The sequence below is a fragment of the Pseudonocardia parietis genome, assembly GCF_017876315.1.
Classification (GTDB): Bacteria; Actinomycetota; Actinomycetes; order Mycobacteriales; family Pseudonocardiaceae; genus Pseudonocardia; species Pseudonocardia parietis.
The window spans coordinates 5,735,146-5,750,065 of sequence record NZ_JAGINU010000001.1 but is presented as its reverse complement, the minus strand read 5'-3'; the positions used below and the strand labels follow the sequence as shown (position 1 = coordinate 5,750,065).

Annotated in this window: 14 protein-coding genes; 10 read left to right on the top strand and 4 right to left on the bottom strand. The window is 72.4% G+C overall.

Annotated features, from left to right (window positions below):
* Positions 1 to 29 precede the first annotated feature (29 nt).
* Complete coding sequence (locus tag JOF36_RS26930; RefSeq protein WP_210032214.1) at positions 30 to 485, top strand: MaoC family dehydratase; 456 nt, start codon at positions 30 to 32, stop codon at positions 483 to 485.
* Between the two features lie 185 nt (positions 486 to 670).
* The gene (locus JOF36_RS26925) at positions 671 to 2,290 is read left to right on the top strand and encodes a class I adenylate-forming enzyme family protein (protein WP_210032212.1); all 1,620 of its coding nucleotides are present in this window, start codon (positions 671 to 673) and stop codon (positions 2,288 to 2,290) included.
* A gap of 84 nt (positions 2,291 to 2,374) precedes the next feature.
* Here JOF36_RS26925 and JOF36_RS26920 read toward each other — a convergent pair whose 3' ends face one another.
* On the bottom strand, positions 2,375 to 3,100 hold the full coding sequence (locus JOF36_RS26920; protein WP_210032210.1) for a TetR/AcrR family transcriptional regulator: 726 nt from the start codon (positions 3,098 to 3,100) through the stop codon (positions 2,375 to 2,377).
* 289 nt (positions 3,101 to 3,389) lie between these two features.
* Here JOF36_RS26920 and JOF36_RS26915 point away from each other — a divergent pair, with 289 nt between their 5' ends.
* Positions 3,390 to 4,607: an amidohydrolase family protein gene (locus tag JOF36_RS26915; protein WP_210032208.1), complete on the top strand. Its 1,218-nt coding sequence runs from the start codon at positions 3,390 to 3,392 to the stop codon at positions 4,605 to 4,607.
* Positions 4,608 to 4,697: 90 nt separating this feature from the next.
* On the opposite strand, the gene JOF36_RS26910 is transcribed toward JOF36_RS26915, so the two are convergent.
* Positions 4,698 to 5,375 (bottom strand): TetR/AcrR family transcriptional regulator, encoded by a 678-nt coding sequence (locus JOF36_RS26910; protein WP_210032207.1) that lies wholly within the window; start codon positions 5,373 to 5,375, stop codon positions 4,698 to 4,700.
* Positions 5,376 to 5,552: 177 nt separating this feature from the next.
* Between JOF36_RS26910 and JOF36_RS26905 the strand changes: the two genes are divergently transcribed.
* The 6 genes from JOF36_RS26905 (at position 5,553) to JOF36_RS26880 (ending at position 10,703) form a co-directional block, all read left to right on the top strand.
* A complete protein-coding gene (locus JOF36_RS26905) occupies positions 5,553 to 6,914 on the top strand; it encodes an aromatic ring-hydroxylating oxygenase subunit alpha (protein ID WP_210032205.1) in 1,362 nt (453 codons plus the stop codon).
* 1 nt (position 6,915) lies between these two features.
* On the top strand, positions 6,916 to 7,263 hold the full coding sequence (locus JOF36_RS26900) for a 2Fe-2S iron-sulfur cluster-binding protein (protein ID WP_210032203.1): 348 nt from the start codon (positions 6,916 to 6,918) through the stop codon (positions 7,261 to 7,263).
* On the top strand, positions 7,260 to 8,894 hold the full coding sequence (locus JOF36_RS26895) for an FAD-binding protein (protein WP_210032201.1): 1,635 nt from the start codon (positions 7,260 to 7,262) through the stop codon (positions 8,892 to 8,894). Before JOF36_RS26900 ends, JOF36_RS26895 begins: the two co-directional genes overlap by 4 nt.
* 13 nt (positions 8,895 to 8,907) lie before the next feature.
* Positions 8,908 to 9,909 carry an amidohydrolase family protein gene (locus JOF36_RS26890; protein ID WP_210032199.1) on the top strand — a complete coding sequence of 334 codons (1,002 nt, stop codon included), beginning with the start codon at positions 8,908 to 8,910 and terminating at the stop codon, positions 9,907 to 9,909.
* Positions 9,906 to 10,235 carry a NifU family protein gene (locus tag JOF36_RS26885; RefSeq protein ID WP_210032197.1) on the top strand — a complete coding sequence of 110 codons (330 nt, stop codon included), beginning with the start codon at positions 9,906 to 9,908 and terminating at the stop codon, positions 10,233 to 10,235. The genes JOF36_RS26890 and JOF36_RS26885 overlap by 4 nt, the downstream gene beginning before the upstream one ends.
* A gap of 90 nt (positions 10,236 to 10,325) precedes the next feature.
* A complete protein-coding gene (locus JOF36_RS26880; protein ID WP_210032195.1) occupies positions 10,326 to 10,703 on the top strand; it encodes a hypothetical protein in 378 nt (125 codons plus the stop codon).
* 78 nt (positions 10,704 to 10,781) lie between these two features.
* Here the strand turns inward: JOF36_RS26880 and JOF36_RS26875 are convergent, their stop codons facing one another.
* Together JOF36_RS26875 and JOF36_RS26870 are read right to left on the bottom strand one after the other, a co-directional pair.
* Positions 10,782 to 12,185, bottom strand: coding sequence for an amidohydrolase family protein (locus tag JOF36_RS26875; protein WP_307862614.1), 1,404 nt, complete (start codon positions 12,183 to 12,185; stop codon positions 10,782 to 10,784).
* Positions 12,182 to 13,441: a CoA transferase gene (locus tag JOF36_RS26870; protein WP_307862613.1), complete on the bottom strand. Its 1,260-nt coding sequence runs from the start codon at positions 13,439 to 13,441 to the stop codon at positions 12,182 to 12,184. Before JOF36_RS26870 ends, JOF36_RS26875 begins: the two co-directional genes overlap by 4 nt.
* A 25-nt stretch (positions 13,442 to 13,466) precedes the next feature.
* On the opposite strand from JOF36_RS26870, the gene JOF36_RS26865 reads away from it, so the two are divergent.
* Complete coding sequence (locus JOF36_RS26865; protein WP_210036269.1) at positions 13,467 to 14,546, top strand: enoyl-CoA hydratase/isomerase family protein; 1,080 nt, start codon at positions 13,467 to 13,469, stop codon at positions 14,544 to 14,546.
* The last annotated feature ends 374 nt before the right edge of the window (positions 14,547 to 14,920 follow it).

The window sequence follows — 14,920 nt, the reverse complement described above, 5'->3', positions numbered from 1 at the left end:
TGCCGCATCCGACGGGAGAAGGAGGACCGATGGAGGTCTACCGCTCGATCGCCGAGCTGGAGAAGGCGGTCGGCCAGGAGCTCGGGCCGACGGACTGGTTCACGGTCACCCAGGACCGGATCGACGGGTTCGCCGACGTGACCGAGGACCACCAGTGGATCCACGTGGACCCCGAGCGTGCCGCGGACGGCCCGTTCGGGGCGACGGTGGCACACGGCTTCCTGACGCTGTCGCTGATCCCGCGTTTCGTGAGCTCGCTGCGCCGCATCGAGGGCGCCCGGATGGGGGTCAACTACGGCCTGAACAAGGTCCGCTTCCCCTCCGCGGTGCGCGAGGGCAGCCGCGTCCGGGCCCGGACCACGATGGTCGACCTCGAGCGGATCGGCGAGGACGCCGTACAGATGGTCACCAGGACCGTCGTCGAGGTCGAGGGTGGCGACAAGCCCGCCTGCGTCGCCGACCTGGTCAGCCGCTACCACCTCTGACCACCCGCACCGCTCGGCGGCGGTGCCGGGCCGGGCGGGCGGTGCGAGCCCGTCCGGCGCCGGCACCGTCCCGAGCCATTCGTACGCCCCGCAGGTCGTCGACGTGGCCGCCCGGCCGGACGACGCCCACCACGCCGCACCGGCCTCTCGGGGGAGGACGGGCGCCGATTCCCAGGAGACCGAGAATGGCCCTCGACGTGACCTCGTCCCTCAGCGAAGACCCGGGCCACCGGCCGCCCGCCGGCTCCACGGATCACCCGTGGCTGCTGCGGGCTCCGACGATCGACGAGTTGCTGCGGCGCCGCGCGGAGCTCACCCCGGATGCGCCGCTCCTGCTCGACGCGGACGGCGCCGTGCTGACGTGCCGAGAGGTCGCGGACGGCGCGGCTCGGGCGGCCTCGGCGCTGGCGGCCGAGGGGATCGGCGCCGGCACCCGGGTCGCCTGGCAGCTCCCGACCAGGATCAGCACCGTCCTGGTGATGCTGGGCCTGCGCCTGGTCGGCGCCGTCCAGGCACCGGTCATACCGATCTACCGGCAGCGGGAGGTCTCCGCCGCGCTCGCCGCCGTCGACGCCGAGTTCTTCCTGGTACCCGGCGTCTGGCAGAACTTCGACTACGCGCGGATGGCGGCGGAGCTCGCGCCCGGAGGGGGTCCCGCACCCTGGACGCTGACGATCGGCCACCAGGCCCCGCAGGCGGAGCCGGCCGGGCCGGCGTCGGACGCGAACCCGGACGACGTCGCCTGGGTGTACTTCACCTCCGGTTCCACCGGTGCGCCCAAGGGCGCCCGGCACACCGACCGGACCCTGCTCAGCGCCGGCCTCGGCTTCGCCGGCGTGGGCCGCCTCGGTGCGGAACCGGGGGAGGTGGGCGCGATGGCCTTCCCGGTCGCGCACGTCGGCGGCATCCAGTACCTGATCGCGGCGCTCGCCGGCGGCTACCCGCTGTTACTGCTCGAGGCGTTCGTCCCCGACGAGGCGGTCGCCCTGTTCCGCCGGCACCGGGTCACGACGACGGGCGGCGCCCCGCCCTTCTACAGCGCGCTCCTGGCCATGTCGCGGGCAGCAGCCGGGGACGGGCCCCTGCTGCCCGACCTGCGCACGCTGAAGGGCGGTGGCGCACCGTGCCCGCCCGAGCTGTCCAGGGCGGTCCGCGACGAGCTCCACGCGACGCTCGCGCACGACTACGGGATGACCGAGGTGCCGATGCTCGCGGTGGCCTCCCCGCTCGACCCGCCGGACATCCTCGACGCGACCGACGGGCGGGTCCTGCCCGGCAACCGGGTACGGATCGTCGATGCCGACGGCAAGACCGTCGCACTGCACGAATCCGGCGAGGTCCAGGTCAGCGGGGACTGCGTGTGTCACGGCTACACCGCCGAGGCCGAGTCCGCGGCGGCCTTCACCGACGACGGCTGGTTCCGGACGGGTGATCTCGGCCGGATGGTCGGGCCCGACCACATCGAGGTCGTCGGCCGGCTCAAGGACATGATCATCCGTAAGGGCGAGAACATCGCTCCGCAGGAGATCGAGATGCTGCTCGCCCGCAACCCCGGGGTGGCGGAGGCCGCGGTGATCGGCCTGCCCGACGCCGTCCGGGGTGAGCTCGTCTGCGCCGTCGTGGTCCCCGTGACGAGCGGCGACCTCCCGGAGCTGACCGAGCTGAACGAGTGGCTACTCGGCCAGGGCTTGATGCGGCAGAAGCTGCCCGAGCGGCTCGAGGTGGTGGACTCCCTGCCCCGCACCGGACTCGCGAAGATCGCCAAGGCAGAACTGCGGCGGCGTTTCGGCCCGCCGGCACCATGAGCGCGGCCGGCACGCACGGCGGGGCCGGAGTGGCCCCGCAGGCCGGGTGACCCGGCGGGCGGCGGCCTCGTCGGCCGCCGCCCGTCAGTCGTTCGTCCGGATGGTGGACCTGATCATCGCCGCCACCGTGGCGATCATGTCCCCGTCGTCGACCGGGAGCCGCTGGACCCGGCTCTGGTACCAGGACAGGTCGAGCATCGCCATGACGGCGAGGCCGAGCGCCTCCGGTGCCTCGGTGGGCTCGGTCTGCCGGTTCCGCAGGTTGACCCCGAGCAGCCACGCGACCCGCATCTGCAGCCGCTTGCTGCTCTCGCGGAAGTCCTCGTCCGGCGGTGCGGACTGGGCGGAGGAGAAGATGAAGGCGCCGTGCACGTCCATGAAGGCGAAGTACTCGGTGACCCAGCGCTCCACGTCCGCCCGTGACGCCGGGTGCGGGATGTCGTCCCAGCGGGTCACGGTGGCGAGGATGTCGCGGTAGGACTCCTCCCCGAGCAGGTTGAAGACCTCGCGCTTGTCCTTGAAGTAGGTGTAGAAGCCGGCCCGGGAGATGCCGCAGGCGTCGGTGATGTTGTTGATCCGGGTGCCGGAGTAGCCGCGGTCGAGGAACAGCTGCTGCGCAGCCTTGAGGATCAGGCTGCGCGTGCGGGCAGCACGCTCCCCGAGCCCGCCATCGTCCGGCGACGGATCCGTCGTGCCGTGTGCCTCGGGGGCCACGGTGCTCGCCTCGTCGATCATGTACTCCAGGTCGTGTGCGGACAGAGCGTACGGGCGCTCGGACGGCGTCGCCGACCGGAGGGCCGCACCCAGCATAGTTGACGGCAGCGTCAGCCGGGCGGACCAGGCCGGATGTCTTTCGTGCGGTGGTGGAGGAGCGGAGTCGAGGCCTCCGTCGGCGGCGGGCGTCGTAAGGTCTCCGATCAGTGCGAACGCGCGCCAGGGTGACGGTCGCGCCAAACCCTGTGGCGTTGCTCCTGCGCCCGGCGGGGAAGGTCGATGTAGCCGCAGCGCCGTGGGCCGTGAAGATATTTGACACTTTCGTCATCCGAGTCTTACGGTGATGGACGTTGCGCCAACGTCGCGGCAGTGGAGGGAAGACACAGTGACGCAGTACACCGACGCGCCGATCTTCGACGCGGACACCCACATGTACGAGACCCCGGAGGCCCTCACCCGGCACCTGCCGGAGCGCTTCCGCCGGGCGGTGCAGTACGTGCAGGTGGGACGGCACACCCGCATCTCGATCCTGAACCGGATCACCGAGTTCATCCCCAACCCCACGTTCGACCGGGTGGCCGCCCCGGGGGCGCACGAGAAGTTCTATTCGGGCCAGAACAAGGAGGGGAAGACCCTCCGCGAGCTCACCGGTCGGCCGATCGACGCGCAGCCGGACTTCCGCGAGCCGGGCCCCCGGATCAAGGCCCTCGACGAGCAGGGCGTGGACGAGGCGCTGGTCTTCCCGACGCTGGCCAACCTGGTCGAGCACTCCGCGGCGGAGGACCCCGAGCTGGTCGTGGCGATGATCCACGCGCTCAACCGCTGGATGCTCGAGACCTGGGGCTACGTGCACCAGGACCGGCTCTTCATGACCCCGGTGATCTCGTGTGCGCTGGTCGACGACGCCCGCCGGGAGCTCGAGTACCTCGTCGAGAACGGTGCCCGGGCCGTGCTCATCAAGCCGGCGCCGGTCAAGGGGTACCGCGGCTGGCGCTCGCCGGCGCTCCCGGAGTTCGACCCGTTCTGGCAGGACGTCCAGGACGCGAACATGCCGATCGTCCTGCACGCGAGCCAGCCTCCGCTCGACGAGTACGTCAACCGGTGGGAGCCGCCGGAGACCAACAACTTCATGGAGATGAGCTCGTTCCGGTGGCTGGTGCTCGGGCACCGGGAGATCGCCGACATGCTCGGCAGCCTGATCTGCCACGGCACGCTGACGCGCTTCCCGAAGCTGCGGATCGCGAGCGTCGAGAACGGCTCGTCGTGGATCAAGCCGCTCCTCGACGACCTCGAGGGCGTCCACTCGAAGATGCCGCAGAACTTCGCCGAGCACCCCGTCGACGTGTTCCGCCGCAACGTCTGGGTCAGCCCGTTCTGGGAGGGCTGCGTCGCCGACGTGGTGGACTGGGTCGGCTGGGACAAGGTTCTCTTCGGCTCGGACTACCCGCACCCGGAGGGCTTGACCGAGCCCCGGGGGTACTTCAAGTACGCCGAGGGGATGGACGAGAAGCGGACGCGGGACTTCATGGGGGACAACGCCCGCCGGTTCATGGGCCTGCCCGTCAAGAACCCCGCCGGCGACTCCTCCCCGGTGGCCGGCTGATCAGCTGTCCCGGCCGGGAGCACCCGGCAGTTTCGTCGAAGGCTCCGCCGAACGCCCTGACAGGGCGACTCGGCGGAGCCTTCGACGTGTTCAGGGGACCACCTCACCGCCGCTCGGCCCCGGTCGGGTCCCCGGTGTGCCCTCCCGTGGGGCGAAGAGCTCCCCGCGGATCATCGCCTCGGTGCAGAGCAGGGCCGCGCGGTGGCGATCGGCCGGGATGGCTGCCGAGAGTTCGATGAGCCCGCGCAGCAGTGCGAAGAGCATGTCCACCACCGCGCGGTGGTCGACGTCGTCGCGCAGCGAGCCGTGCTGCTTCGCCGCGTCGACGAGGTTCTCCACGAGCGTGCGCATCGACTCGAGGGTGTCGTCGAAGAGCTTGCCGAGGACCGGTTCGTGGGTCCGTTCCGCGCCGACGGCCGCGTGGAAAGCGGTCAGGTGGGGCAGTTCCCGTACCGGTTCGATCGCGTAGTCGAGCAGCACCGTCATCGTCTCGGGGAGCGTCTCGGCGTTCGCCGTGGCCGCGGTGAGCTGCGGTAGCACGGGCGCGACCAGTTCGGTGAACGTCGTCGCGACGAGCTCGAGCTTGGTGGGGAAGTAGTGGTAGATGGTGGCCGTCGTGAGGCCGGCCTCCGCGGCGATCTCCTTCAGCGTGGCGCGGGAGTAACCGTGTTCCGCGACGTGGCCCATGGCCGCGAGCATGATCCTTCTGCGCGTCTGCTCGCCGTCGGATCCCGCCGGACGGCCGGGTCGTGCTCGCGGTGCCGCCATCCACCCCTCCTCGAGCTGGTCGTCTGCCCCCAGTGTCCCAGGCGGCTCCGCAGCGCCCGCACCCCGACGACAGCGGGCTTGACAGGAGCGTCAAACGTGATCCACCCTATAAATCGATCGGACGACAGATTAATTAGCTGCCTCACCGGTATCAGCGTCGAACCGCCAGGAGGGCACGTGACCACCCAGCTTGAACCGGACGAATCTCCCACCGCGACCGCGACCGCGACCGCCACCGCCGTAGCCGGCACCCACACGCCTCACCGTGTGGAGGAACCGTTCCGCGTGGCGCCCGAGCGCTACTACTCGCCGGAGTTCGCCGCGTGGGAGCGCGAGAAGCTCTGGCGGCACTGCTGGCAGGTGGCCTGCCGCGCCGAGGAGATCCCGCGCGCGGGTGACTTCACCGAGTACGAGATCACCGGGCAGTCGATCCTGGTCGTCCGGCAGGACGACGGATCGGTCAAGGCCTACTTCAACGCCTGCCGGCACCGGGCAACCGCCCTCGGCGCCGGGACGGGTGAGTTCCTCGGCGGCCAGATCGTCTGCCCCTACCACGGGTGGCGGTGGAAGCTGGACGGGGAGAGCACCCACGTCTACGCCGCGAAGGGCTTCCGCAAGGAGTGCCTGGACCCGGACTTCCTGCGGCTGCGCGAGTGCCGCTCCGTCGTCTCGATGGGTCTCGTGTTCGTCAACCTCGACCCGGACGGGCCGGAGTTCGCGGACACCGTCGGACACTTCGAGAACGCGCTCGCCCCGATCGGGCTCGATCGGATGCGCGTGCGCTGGTGGCGCTACGCCGTCCTGCCGGCCAACTGGAAGATCGCGCAGGAGGCCTTCATGGAGGCCTACCACGTGCAGCAGGCGCACCCGTCGCTGGCGATGGGCGCCGGGGACGACGACTTCGACAACGAGGACGCCGAGGGCTACGAGATCCTGCCCGGGGGCAACGCGCACATGGTGCACGCGACCCTGCCCCTGCCTCCCGGGATGACCCAGGCCGAGCACTTCACCCGCTACAACTGGGCGATGCACCACGGGACGGGTGCCTACCCCACCGAGCGCGAGATGTTCGTCCAGACCGGGCTGCAGGAGCGCAAGATCCCGGACGACCAGTTCATCGGCGCGTTCTTCCAGGAGCTCTACAACTACGCCGAGGGAGCGGGTATCCCGCTGCCGCCCCCCAGCACCGACACGGTGGGGTTCGGGCACGCCTTCCCCAACATCACCGTGCTGAGCCAGTACGGCAACGCCCTGATGTACCGGTCGCGGCCCAACGGGGACGACCCCGAGTCGTGCATCTTCGACGTCTGGGCCCTGCAGATCCCGTCGGCCGACGACGAGCCGGGCCGCCCGACCCGGGAGGGGCCGGTCCCGATGGAGGAGTGGCCGCAGATCCTGAAGGAGGACTTCTCCAACATCGCCGGCCAGCAGAAGGGCCTGCGCACCGACGGCATGGACACGCTCCTGCTCTCCGAGCGGTACGAGCCGATGATCATCAACAACCACCAGGAGATCGACCGCTACCTCGGGCGGTTCTGAGATGGCCGCCCCGATCCCGACCGTGTCGGTGGAGCCTTCCGGTGTCGCGTTCCCGGTGGCCCACGGCGAGAACGTCTTCGCCGCAGCCCTGCGTGCCGGCCTGCGCTGGCCGACGGTCTGCTTCGGCCAGGCCCGGTGCACGGCCTGTGCGGCCGACCTCGTGGACGGCCGCGGCAACGTCGAACCGCCGACCGCCCTCGAGCTGACTGCGCTCGGCCAACTGGGTTCCCGGCACGGCCGCGGCCGCCGCGACGTCCGCGACGTGCGGCTGGCCTGTCAGCTGCGCGTGACCGGGGACGTGGTGCTCCGCAAGCCCGGGGTCAAGCACGGGACGGCGGACCTCACATGAGCGTGACGGACGAGCAGTTCTACGACGTCGTGGTCATCGGCTTCGGCGGTGCGGGCGCCTGCGCGGCCATCGAGGCCGCCGAAGCCGGCCGGTCGGTCCTGGTGCTGGACCGCTTCTACGGTGGCGGCGCGACCGTCCTCAGCGGTGGTGTCGTCTACGCCGGCGGCGGCACGGCGCAGCAGAAGGAGGCCGGTGTCGAGGACACGCCGGAGAACATGCTCGCCTACCTGCGGGCGGAGGTCGCGGGGGTGGTCTCGGAGGAGACCCTGCGCGACTTCGCGTACGGCAGCCGGGAGATGATCGACTGGCTGGAGCGCCACGGCGCGGAGTTCGACGGCAGCCTCTGCCCGTACAAGACCTCCTACCCGACCAACCGGCACTACCTGTACTTCTCCGGCAACGAGCAGGTCCGCTCCGACGTCGCCGTCCCCGCGCCGCGCGGCCACCGGGTGCGGGCCCGGAACTTCTCGGGGAGGGCGCTCTTCACGGCACTGTACGAGTCGGCGGTGCGCGCCGGCGCCGAGATCCGGCCGCTCGCCACGGCGCGCCGGCTGCTGGTCGAGGACGGCGCGGTGGTCGGCGTGGAGTTCACCGCGCCCGCAGCGGGGGCATCGGTCCGCGGAGGGCACGCGGCGCTCACCGGAGCCGCGCACAAGATGACCAACTGGTACCCGCCGGTCGGGCGGTTGCTGCACCGGCTGGCGGCACTGAGCAGCCCCCGCACGCGCACCTGGCGGGTGCGGGCCGGCGGGGTGGTGCTCAGCGGCGGTGGCTACGCCCACGACGAGGCCTTCCTGCGCCAGCACGCGCCGCAGTTCCTCGGTCTGGGCCCGCTGGGCACCGTCGGCGACGACGGGAGCGCGATCCGGCTCGGGACCGCCGTCGGCGGCGCGCTCGGCCACATGTCCGGCGCCTCCGGCTGGCGGTTCGTCAGCCCGCCGTCCGGGTTCGCCCGGGGAGTGCTCGTCGGCGGCGACGGCACGCGCGTCGGCAACGAGCAGCTCTACGGGGCCACCCTCTCGGAGTCCCTGATCCGGGACCACGGAGCCCGCGGCTTCCTCGTGGTCGGCGACGACGCCTGGCGCGCGGCGCGCGCCCAGGTGCGCGAGCAGGCCGCGTTCTTCAACCTGCCCCAGCTGCTCTACTGGTTCAGCCCGCTCGGGCACGTCACCGCCGACAACCCCGCCGAGCTGGCGGCCGCGATCGGCGTCGACGCCGCCGCGCTGCACGACACCCTGACCGGCTACGACCTCGCCATCCAGAAGGGCGAGCCCGACCCGCACGGCAAGCACGACGAGCTGCGCACCCCGCTGCTCGGCGCCGCGCCGCTCCGGGCCATCGACTGCTCGGCCGGCACGCCCGCCGTGGTCCCGTTCCCGTTCATGACCCTCGGCGGGCTGGTCGTCGAGGAGCGGACCGGGGCCCTGCGGCGCTCCGACGGCTCGGTCGTTGCGGGCGTGTACGCGGCCGGCCGCTCCGCGGTGGGCCTCTGCAGCGCGAGCTACGTCTCCGGCCTCTCCCTGGCCGACGCCGTCTACTCCGGCCGCCGCGCCGGACGGCACGCCGCGCAGGCCGCTCCCGAGCGAGCCGGCCGCGCCGCCGGCGCCGGCGTGCGCCACATCGAACCCTGAGGAGGAACCGAGAATGATCGACGGCATCCCGATCTTCGACTGTGTCATCCACGTCTACGACATGACCGACGAGAACGTGAACTCGCAGCCGACCGCCCGGCACGCCCGGGACCACATGGCCGCGCTGCAGACGCTGGCGCGGGTGCTCCCGGTCAACGCGGACTATCCCGTCATCACCCGCTGGTCGCCCGAGGACGTGTACGACATGGTCTTCACGCGAGGGGGCACCGACTTGGCGATGGCGCAGACCGTGCCGATCTACGACTGGTACGAGGACTGGTTCGCCCCCGTCAAGGCCCAGTACGAGATGGCGCAGAAGTTCCCCGGCGAGGTGCTGTTCTGCGGGGGTGTCGACCCGGTCGGACAAGGCCTGGACGTCGCGCTCAAGCAGATCGACGTGCAGGTCAACGACATGGGCGCCCGCTCCTTCAAGCTGTACAACGGCCACATCGAGGGCAGCTGGCGCTGCGACGACAAGGAACTCGCCTACCCGCTGTACGCGAAGATGCTGGACAACGGCATCGACGTCGTCCAGTTCCACAAGGGATCGCCGTTCGGGATGCAGAACCTCGAGGACCTGTCGCCGCTCGACTTGCAGGCGGCGGCGCGCGACTTCCCCGAGATGAACTTCGTCATCCATCACGCAGGCGTCCCGTTCTTCGAGGAGACGGTCAGCATCGCCGGCCGGTTCCCGAACGTCTACGTCGCGTTGTCGGGCAACCTGAACCCGTACTTCATCATGCCCAGGCAGGTCGAGGAGTGGGTCGGCCGTCTGCTGTTCGAGGTCGGCGTCGACAAGCTGCTGTGGGGCTCCGAGGCTGCTGCGCAGGGCAACCCTCGTCCCTACCTCGAGGCGTTCATCCACCAGTTCGAGATCCGCGATGCGCTTCGCAACGACTACGGCTACCCGCAGATCACCCGCGAGGACAAGACCAAGATCCTGGGCGGCAACTTCGCGCGTCTGATGAAGGTCGAGCTGCCCGCGCCGCAGGCTCCGGCATCGGATCTCGGGTGAGCGGCGCGGGGGCGCCGGCCGAGATGGACGTCGACGCCGCGGTCGCCGAGCTCAACCTGGCGCTGCGCTCCCACGGCGGAGCAGTCGAACACTCCGGGTTCAGCGAGACGGGACGTCTCCGGTTGCGCATGCTCGGGATGTGCGCCGGTTGCAGGTACCGGCCGATGACGACGGCGGCGACCATCCGCCCCTTCATCAAGGAGCGTCTCGGGGTGGATGTCGACGTCCTGGGAGCCCGCATCAGCGAGGAGGCGGAGGAGCGCCTCGCGAAGGCCCTGGAAGGTAGCTACCGGACCGCCCTGCCGCTCCTGATCGCAGATCGCTGAGCAGGGGACTTCGTGGACGTAGCCGGCGCCGACGGGCTCCGGCAGCCGGCCGCCACCGGGCAGTCGGTACCGAACATGTGAAGGAGTGTCATGGCCGAGAACTCTCTGCTGCTCGTCTTCTCGAACCCGACGGAGGGCCGGGAGGCCGCCTTCGAGGAGTGGTACGAGAACACCCATCTCGCCGACGTGCTGCGGGTTCCCGGCGTGGGCGCCGCACAGCGGTACGGAATCGCGCCGATGGCCACGCCGGAGCTCGACGACGCGCCCGTACCCGCAGCGCCGGCGCACCGTCATCTCGCGGTGTACGAGCTCGACGGAGACGCCGACGAGGTGATGGCGGAGTTCCTGCGCCGCGTCGGCTCCGGCGAGATGGCCCTCGACGACTCGCTCGACCTCGCCTCGATCTCGCTCGCGGCGTGGCGTCCGAGCGGCCGACGACGGCAGGCGGAGCCGGCGATCAAGGCCTGAGCGGCCCGGTGCAGCCGAGCCGCGCGAGGCCCACTGCAGAGGCGGACAGCGCCGCGCTGAGCCCCGACCACGTGCGGTTCACCCGCCGACGAGGAGCCGGCCCGAGATGAACACGGCTCGGACCGCATCGGGCCGCTGGTCCCGGAGAGCCGTGGTGAGCGGGCGGTCGAGCAGAAGCAGGTCGGCGGTGACCCCGGGGCGGATCCGCCGCGGCGGGCCGCCGGGGTCGTCGGGTGGGGCGAGATAGGCGTCGAGTGCCGCGGTCGGGGTCAGGCGCTCGCCGGGGCCCGCGACCTCGCCGGCCGGGGTGCGCCGGTGCACGGCGGCGGCGATGACGGCCCAGGGGTCGAGGGGGCCGTAGGGAGCGTCGCTGGACAGGGCGAGGGGCACACCGGAGTCCAGCAGGCGGGCGCAGCGGTAGAGGTCGGGGTGGTCGGTGGCGGGGACGTCGCGGAGGTAGTCGTCCCCGCGGTGGGCGAGGAATCCGGGCTGGGTGACCACGCGCAGGCCGCGGCGGGCCAGATCGTGGATCAGTTCGGCGGGGATGAGGGCAGCGTGCTCGATGCGGTCACCGGGCCGGCTGCCCGCGTCGTCGAAGGCGGCGAGGAGCAGGACGAGCGCCTCGCGAGTGACACAGTGCACCGCGACGGCGCGGCCGGTGGCGTGGGCGGTGCGGATCCGGTCGGTGAGGGTGTCGAGGTCGGGCAGCCCGGAGTCGGCGAGGACGATCTTGTAGGGGCCTGTGCCGAGGGGTGCGGGGAGCGCAGCACCGAGGGGGGCGCCGAGTAGGTGCAGGAGCTGGGGTAGCGCCCCGCTGGTCACCGCCGCGGCGAGGGCGTCGACCGCGGCCGGGTCGAGGTCGGGGGTGGCGTCGGTGACGGCGGTGATCCCGAGGCGGGCCAGCCGGGTGCCGACGGCGGCGAGGTGGGGTGGGCGGGCGCGGGGGAGGCGGACGCGCAGCCAGCTGTCGGCGCGCCAGAGCCGGCCGGTCGGCGTGCCGTCGAGCGCGCGTTCGACCCCGGGGTGATCGGCGTGCGCCAGCCCGAGGCGGGCGGCGGCCGCGCTGTTCACCGTCCAGAGCGCCCCGCTGCGGTGCTGGATCCGGACCGGTCGGTCGGGATGCAACCGGTCGAGGGCGGCGGCGTCGAGGTTGCCGGCGACGGTCTCGGCGTAGCCGATGCCGCGGACCCAGCCGTGTTCGTCGGCGGGGGCGGCGGCGAGGGCGGCGGCCAGGCCCGCGGGATCCCGCGGGCCTGGTGGGCCGCACGCGACGGAGTGCTCGGCGGCGGCGAGGGCGTGCAGGTGCAGGTGGTGGTCGACCAGACCGGGCAGCAGCGCGCCGCCACCGGCCTCGATGACCTCCTCGCCGGGGTGGCGGGCGAGGACCGGTGCGATCTGGGCGACGCGTCCGGCGGCGATCCGCACGTCTGCGCGCCGGCCCTCGACCTCGGCGCTCCTGATCAGCGTCCCGGCTGCGTTCACGGTCGGGGGATCCCGAGGTCGGCGAGTACCGCGGCGGTGTCGACGCCGCTGCCGGGCGCCTGCCCGGCGGGTCGGCGGCGCTGGGGCTCGGCGACGGGAAGGGGGCCGTCGGCGGCGTCGACGACCCAGCCGTCGGCCTGGCGGCGGGCCGACGGCGCCGGGCCGGCCGGCGCGCGGTCGAGGGTGGCGGCGACGACGTCGGTCATCGCGAGGTCCCACAGCATCCCGGAGCCGTCGGCCGGCGCGGTGAGGGCGAGCGCGGCGGCGGTGAGTCCGGTGAGCGGGTCGGCGATGGCGTCGCCGCAGAACACCGGCGCGCCGCGGTCGTCGTGGGCGACGAGGCCGGCGGAGGCGGCGACGTCGTCGCCGAACCCGATCCGGTCCGAGCTGCGGCCGGCGGCGGTGATGGAGATCCAGGTGGTGCCGGCGGCGACGGCGGCGTGCGCGTCGAGCCCGAACCGGGCCAGGGCGCGCGGCCGGGACGCCTCGATGACGATGTCGGCGGCCTCGACCAGCTCGGCCAGGACGCGCCGCCCGGCGGAGGTGGTGGGGTCGATCACGACCGAGCGGTGCCCGGCGTGCAGCAGCCGGTAGAAGCCGGGGTGTCCGCGGCGGGCGCCATCGGGGCGGGTCGGGGTCTCGACCTTGACCACACGGGCGCCGGCCAGGCCGAGCAGCTGCGCGCACAGCGGGCCGGCCCACAGCGCGCTGAAGTCGACCACGAGCAGCCCGTCGACCGGGCGGGGCGGCAGCTGCGGCGGGCGTGGTGGGGCAACCGCGAGGTGGCGGACCGGGGCGGCGGCGGCGCCGAGTAGTTCGGCGCGTTCGGCCAGGTCGTCGCCGGTGTGCTCGCGTAGCCACGCCGCGACCCCCTGCCACGGGTCCGCGGGGAGCTCCGCCTGGACGAGGGCACCGAGCAACAGCGGGTCGTCGGGGCGGGCGCAGGACACCGCGGCCCAGCCGTCGGCGGTGGGCAGCAGCCGACAGGCGCCGCCGGCGGAGACGGGGCCGTTTCGGCGGTGGACGGTGAAGGCGGCGCGTTCGCCGAGCAGGCGCCCGCCATCGAGCCGGACCCGACCCTGCGTCAGCGCCGCGATGCGCTCGCCCAGCTCGCGGGCGCGGCTGGCCGCCCGTCCCGGGGGCACGAGCGGCGGCTCGTCGGCATGCCCGGTGAGGGCCACGATCCCGCTGTCGGCCCAGTCCCGCACCGGATCCGCCGGCACCGGCGACGGCGTCGGCGCGGGCGGGTGCGGCACGCGGCCACGATACGCTGGCGTGGAGATGACGATCAGCAGCAGCGACCGCTCCATCCGTGATCCGCAGTGGACGGATCCGGGAGGGCTCGCCCGTGGCGCCGGCAAGTCCGTCCTCGACGAATCGGGGCAGGTCCGCGGGCCGCTGGTCCTGGTGGACTTGCACGGCGCACCGGATCCGCTCGTCGTGGAGGCGGCCGCGCGGGTCGCCGGAGCGGGCGATCGGATCATGATCGGGGTCGTCGGGCGTGGGGGACCGCATCCCGTGCTGCGCCCGCTGGTTGCCGCACTCGATCTCACCCTCGTTCCCGGTGATGTCGGGGCCGAGCGGGAGCTGGTCGGCGTGCCCGATCCGGTGGCGCAGGCCGCGGCCGTGCACGCGGCGGTCGCGGCGAACCCGCACGCCGCGACGGTGCTGGCAGGGCTGCTCCGCTGGTCCGGGTCGCTGCCGGTGCCGGCCGCGCTGGACGCCGAGTCGTTCGCCTACTCCACCCTGCTGGGCGGGCCGGAGTTCCGCCGCTGGCTCGAGCAGCGCGGGCCCCGGCCGCTGCCACCACCCGCTCCGGCCGACCCGGTGCTCGTCGCTCGGGCCGGGGACGAGCTGCGGATCACGCTCAACCGGCCCGAGCGGCGCAACGCCTACGGCCGCGAGGTCCGTGACGCCCTCGTGGAGGCCCTGCAGATCGCGGAGCTCGACGACACCGTCGACCGGGTGGTGCTCGACGGGGCCGGCTCGTCGTTCTGCGCCGGTGGTGACCTCGACGAGTTCGGCACCACCCCCGACCTGGTCACCGCGCATCTCGTGCGGACCCGAGGCGGGGCTGCCGGCCCGCTGCATCGCCTCGGCGAGCATGTCGAGGTCCGGGTGCACGGCGCTTGCGTGGGCGCAGGGATCGAGCTCCCCGCGCTCGCCGGCCGCATCCTGGCCCACCCGGACACGACCTTCCGACTTCCTGAAGTCGGCATGGGCCTGATCCCCGGCGCCGGCGGCACCGTCAGCATTCCCCGCCGGATCGGCCGCTGGCGCACCCTCCACCTGGCCCTGACCGGCGCAACCCTCGACGCCCGGACTGCCCTCGACTGGGGACTGATCGACCAGGTGCTGTGAGAACCGCGGCCGTGGCGGGCAATCGGGATTTCCCTACGGCAACCTTGTCGGCGGACCAACTCGCCGGCCGCGCCGCGCGGAACGGATGGGCCGGGATGGTCATCGCCGACGGCGTGCGGGACACCCGCGCGCTCTCAGTCCCGGGCTCAAGTCTTCATGACACCACTCATGACACGAAACCTCGTCGAGCCCTGCTGATTCTGAGGTTTGTGCGGGAAAGTTTGGTGCTGTTGTTGCTGGTAGGGGGCTTGTGGGGGAGTAACCACGCGCTTTACACCCGAGCGGTCGCAGGTTCGAACCCTGCCGCGCCCACCACTTTGACCAGCTAGTTTACTGGAACCATGATCGTTCGATTCGGCTCGTGGAGTCATTCA

Excerpts from the sequence above, each read along its gene's own strand:
- JOF36_RS26880 (WP_210032195.1), top strand. The coding sequence starts at position 10,326 with ATGGCCGAGAACTCTCTGCTGCTCGTCTTCTCGAACCCGACGGAGGGC.
- JOF36_RS26900 (WP_210032203.1), top strand. The coding sequence starts at position 6,916 with ATGGCCGCCCCGATCCCGACCGTGTCGGTGGAGCCTTCCGGTGTCGCG.
- JOF36_RS26930 (WP_210032214.1), top strand. The coding sequence starts at position 30 with ATGGAGGTCTACCGCTCGATCGCCGAGCTGGAGAAGGCGGTCGGCCAG.
- JOF36_RS26910 (WP_210032207.1), bottom strand. The coding sequence starts at position 5,375 with ATGGCGGCACCGCGAGCACGACCCGGCCGTCCGGCGGGATCCGACGGC.
- JOF36_RS26865 (WP_210036269.1), top strand. The coding sequence starts at position 13,467 with ATGACGATCAGCAGCAGCGACCGCTCCATCCGTGATCCGCAGTGGACG.
- JOF36_RS26895 (WP_210032201.1), top strand. The coding sequence starts at position 7,260 with ATGAGCGTGACGGACGAGCAGTTCTACGACGTCGTGGTCATCGGCTTC.
- JOF36_RS26925 (WP_210032212.1), top strand. The coding sequence starts at position 671 with ATGGCCCTCGACGTGACCTCGTCCCTCAGCGAAGACCCGGGCCACCGG.
- JOF36_RS26890 (WP_210032199.1), top strand. The coding sequence starts at position 8,908 with ATGATCGACGGCATCCCGATCTTCGACTGTGTCATCCACGTCTACGAC.
- JOF36_RS26920 (WP_210032210.1), bottom strand. The coding sequence starts at position 3,100 with ATGCTGGGTGCGGCCCTCCGGTCGGCGACGCCGTCCGAGCGCCCGTAC.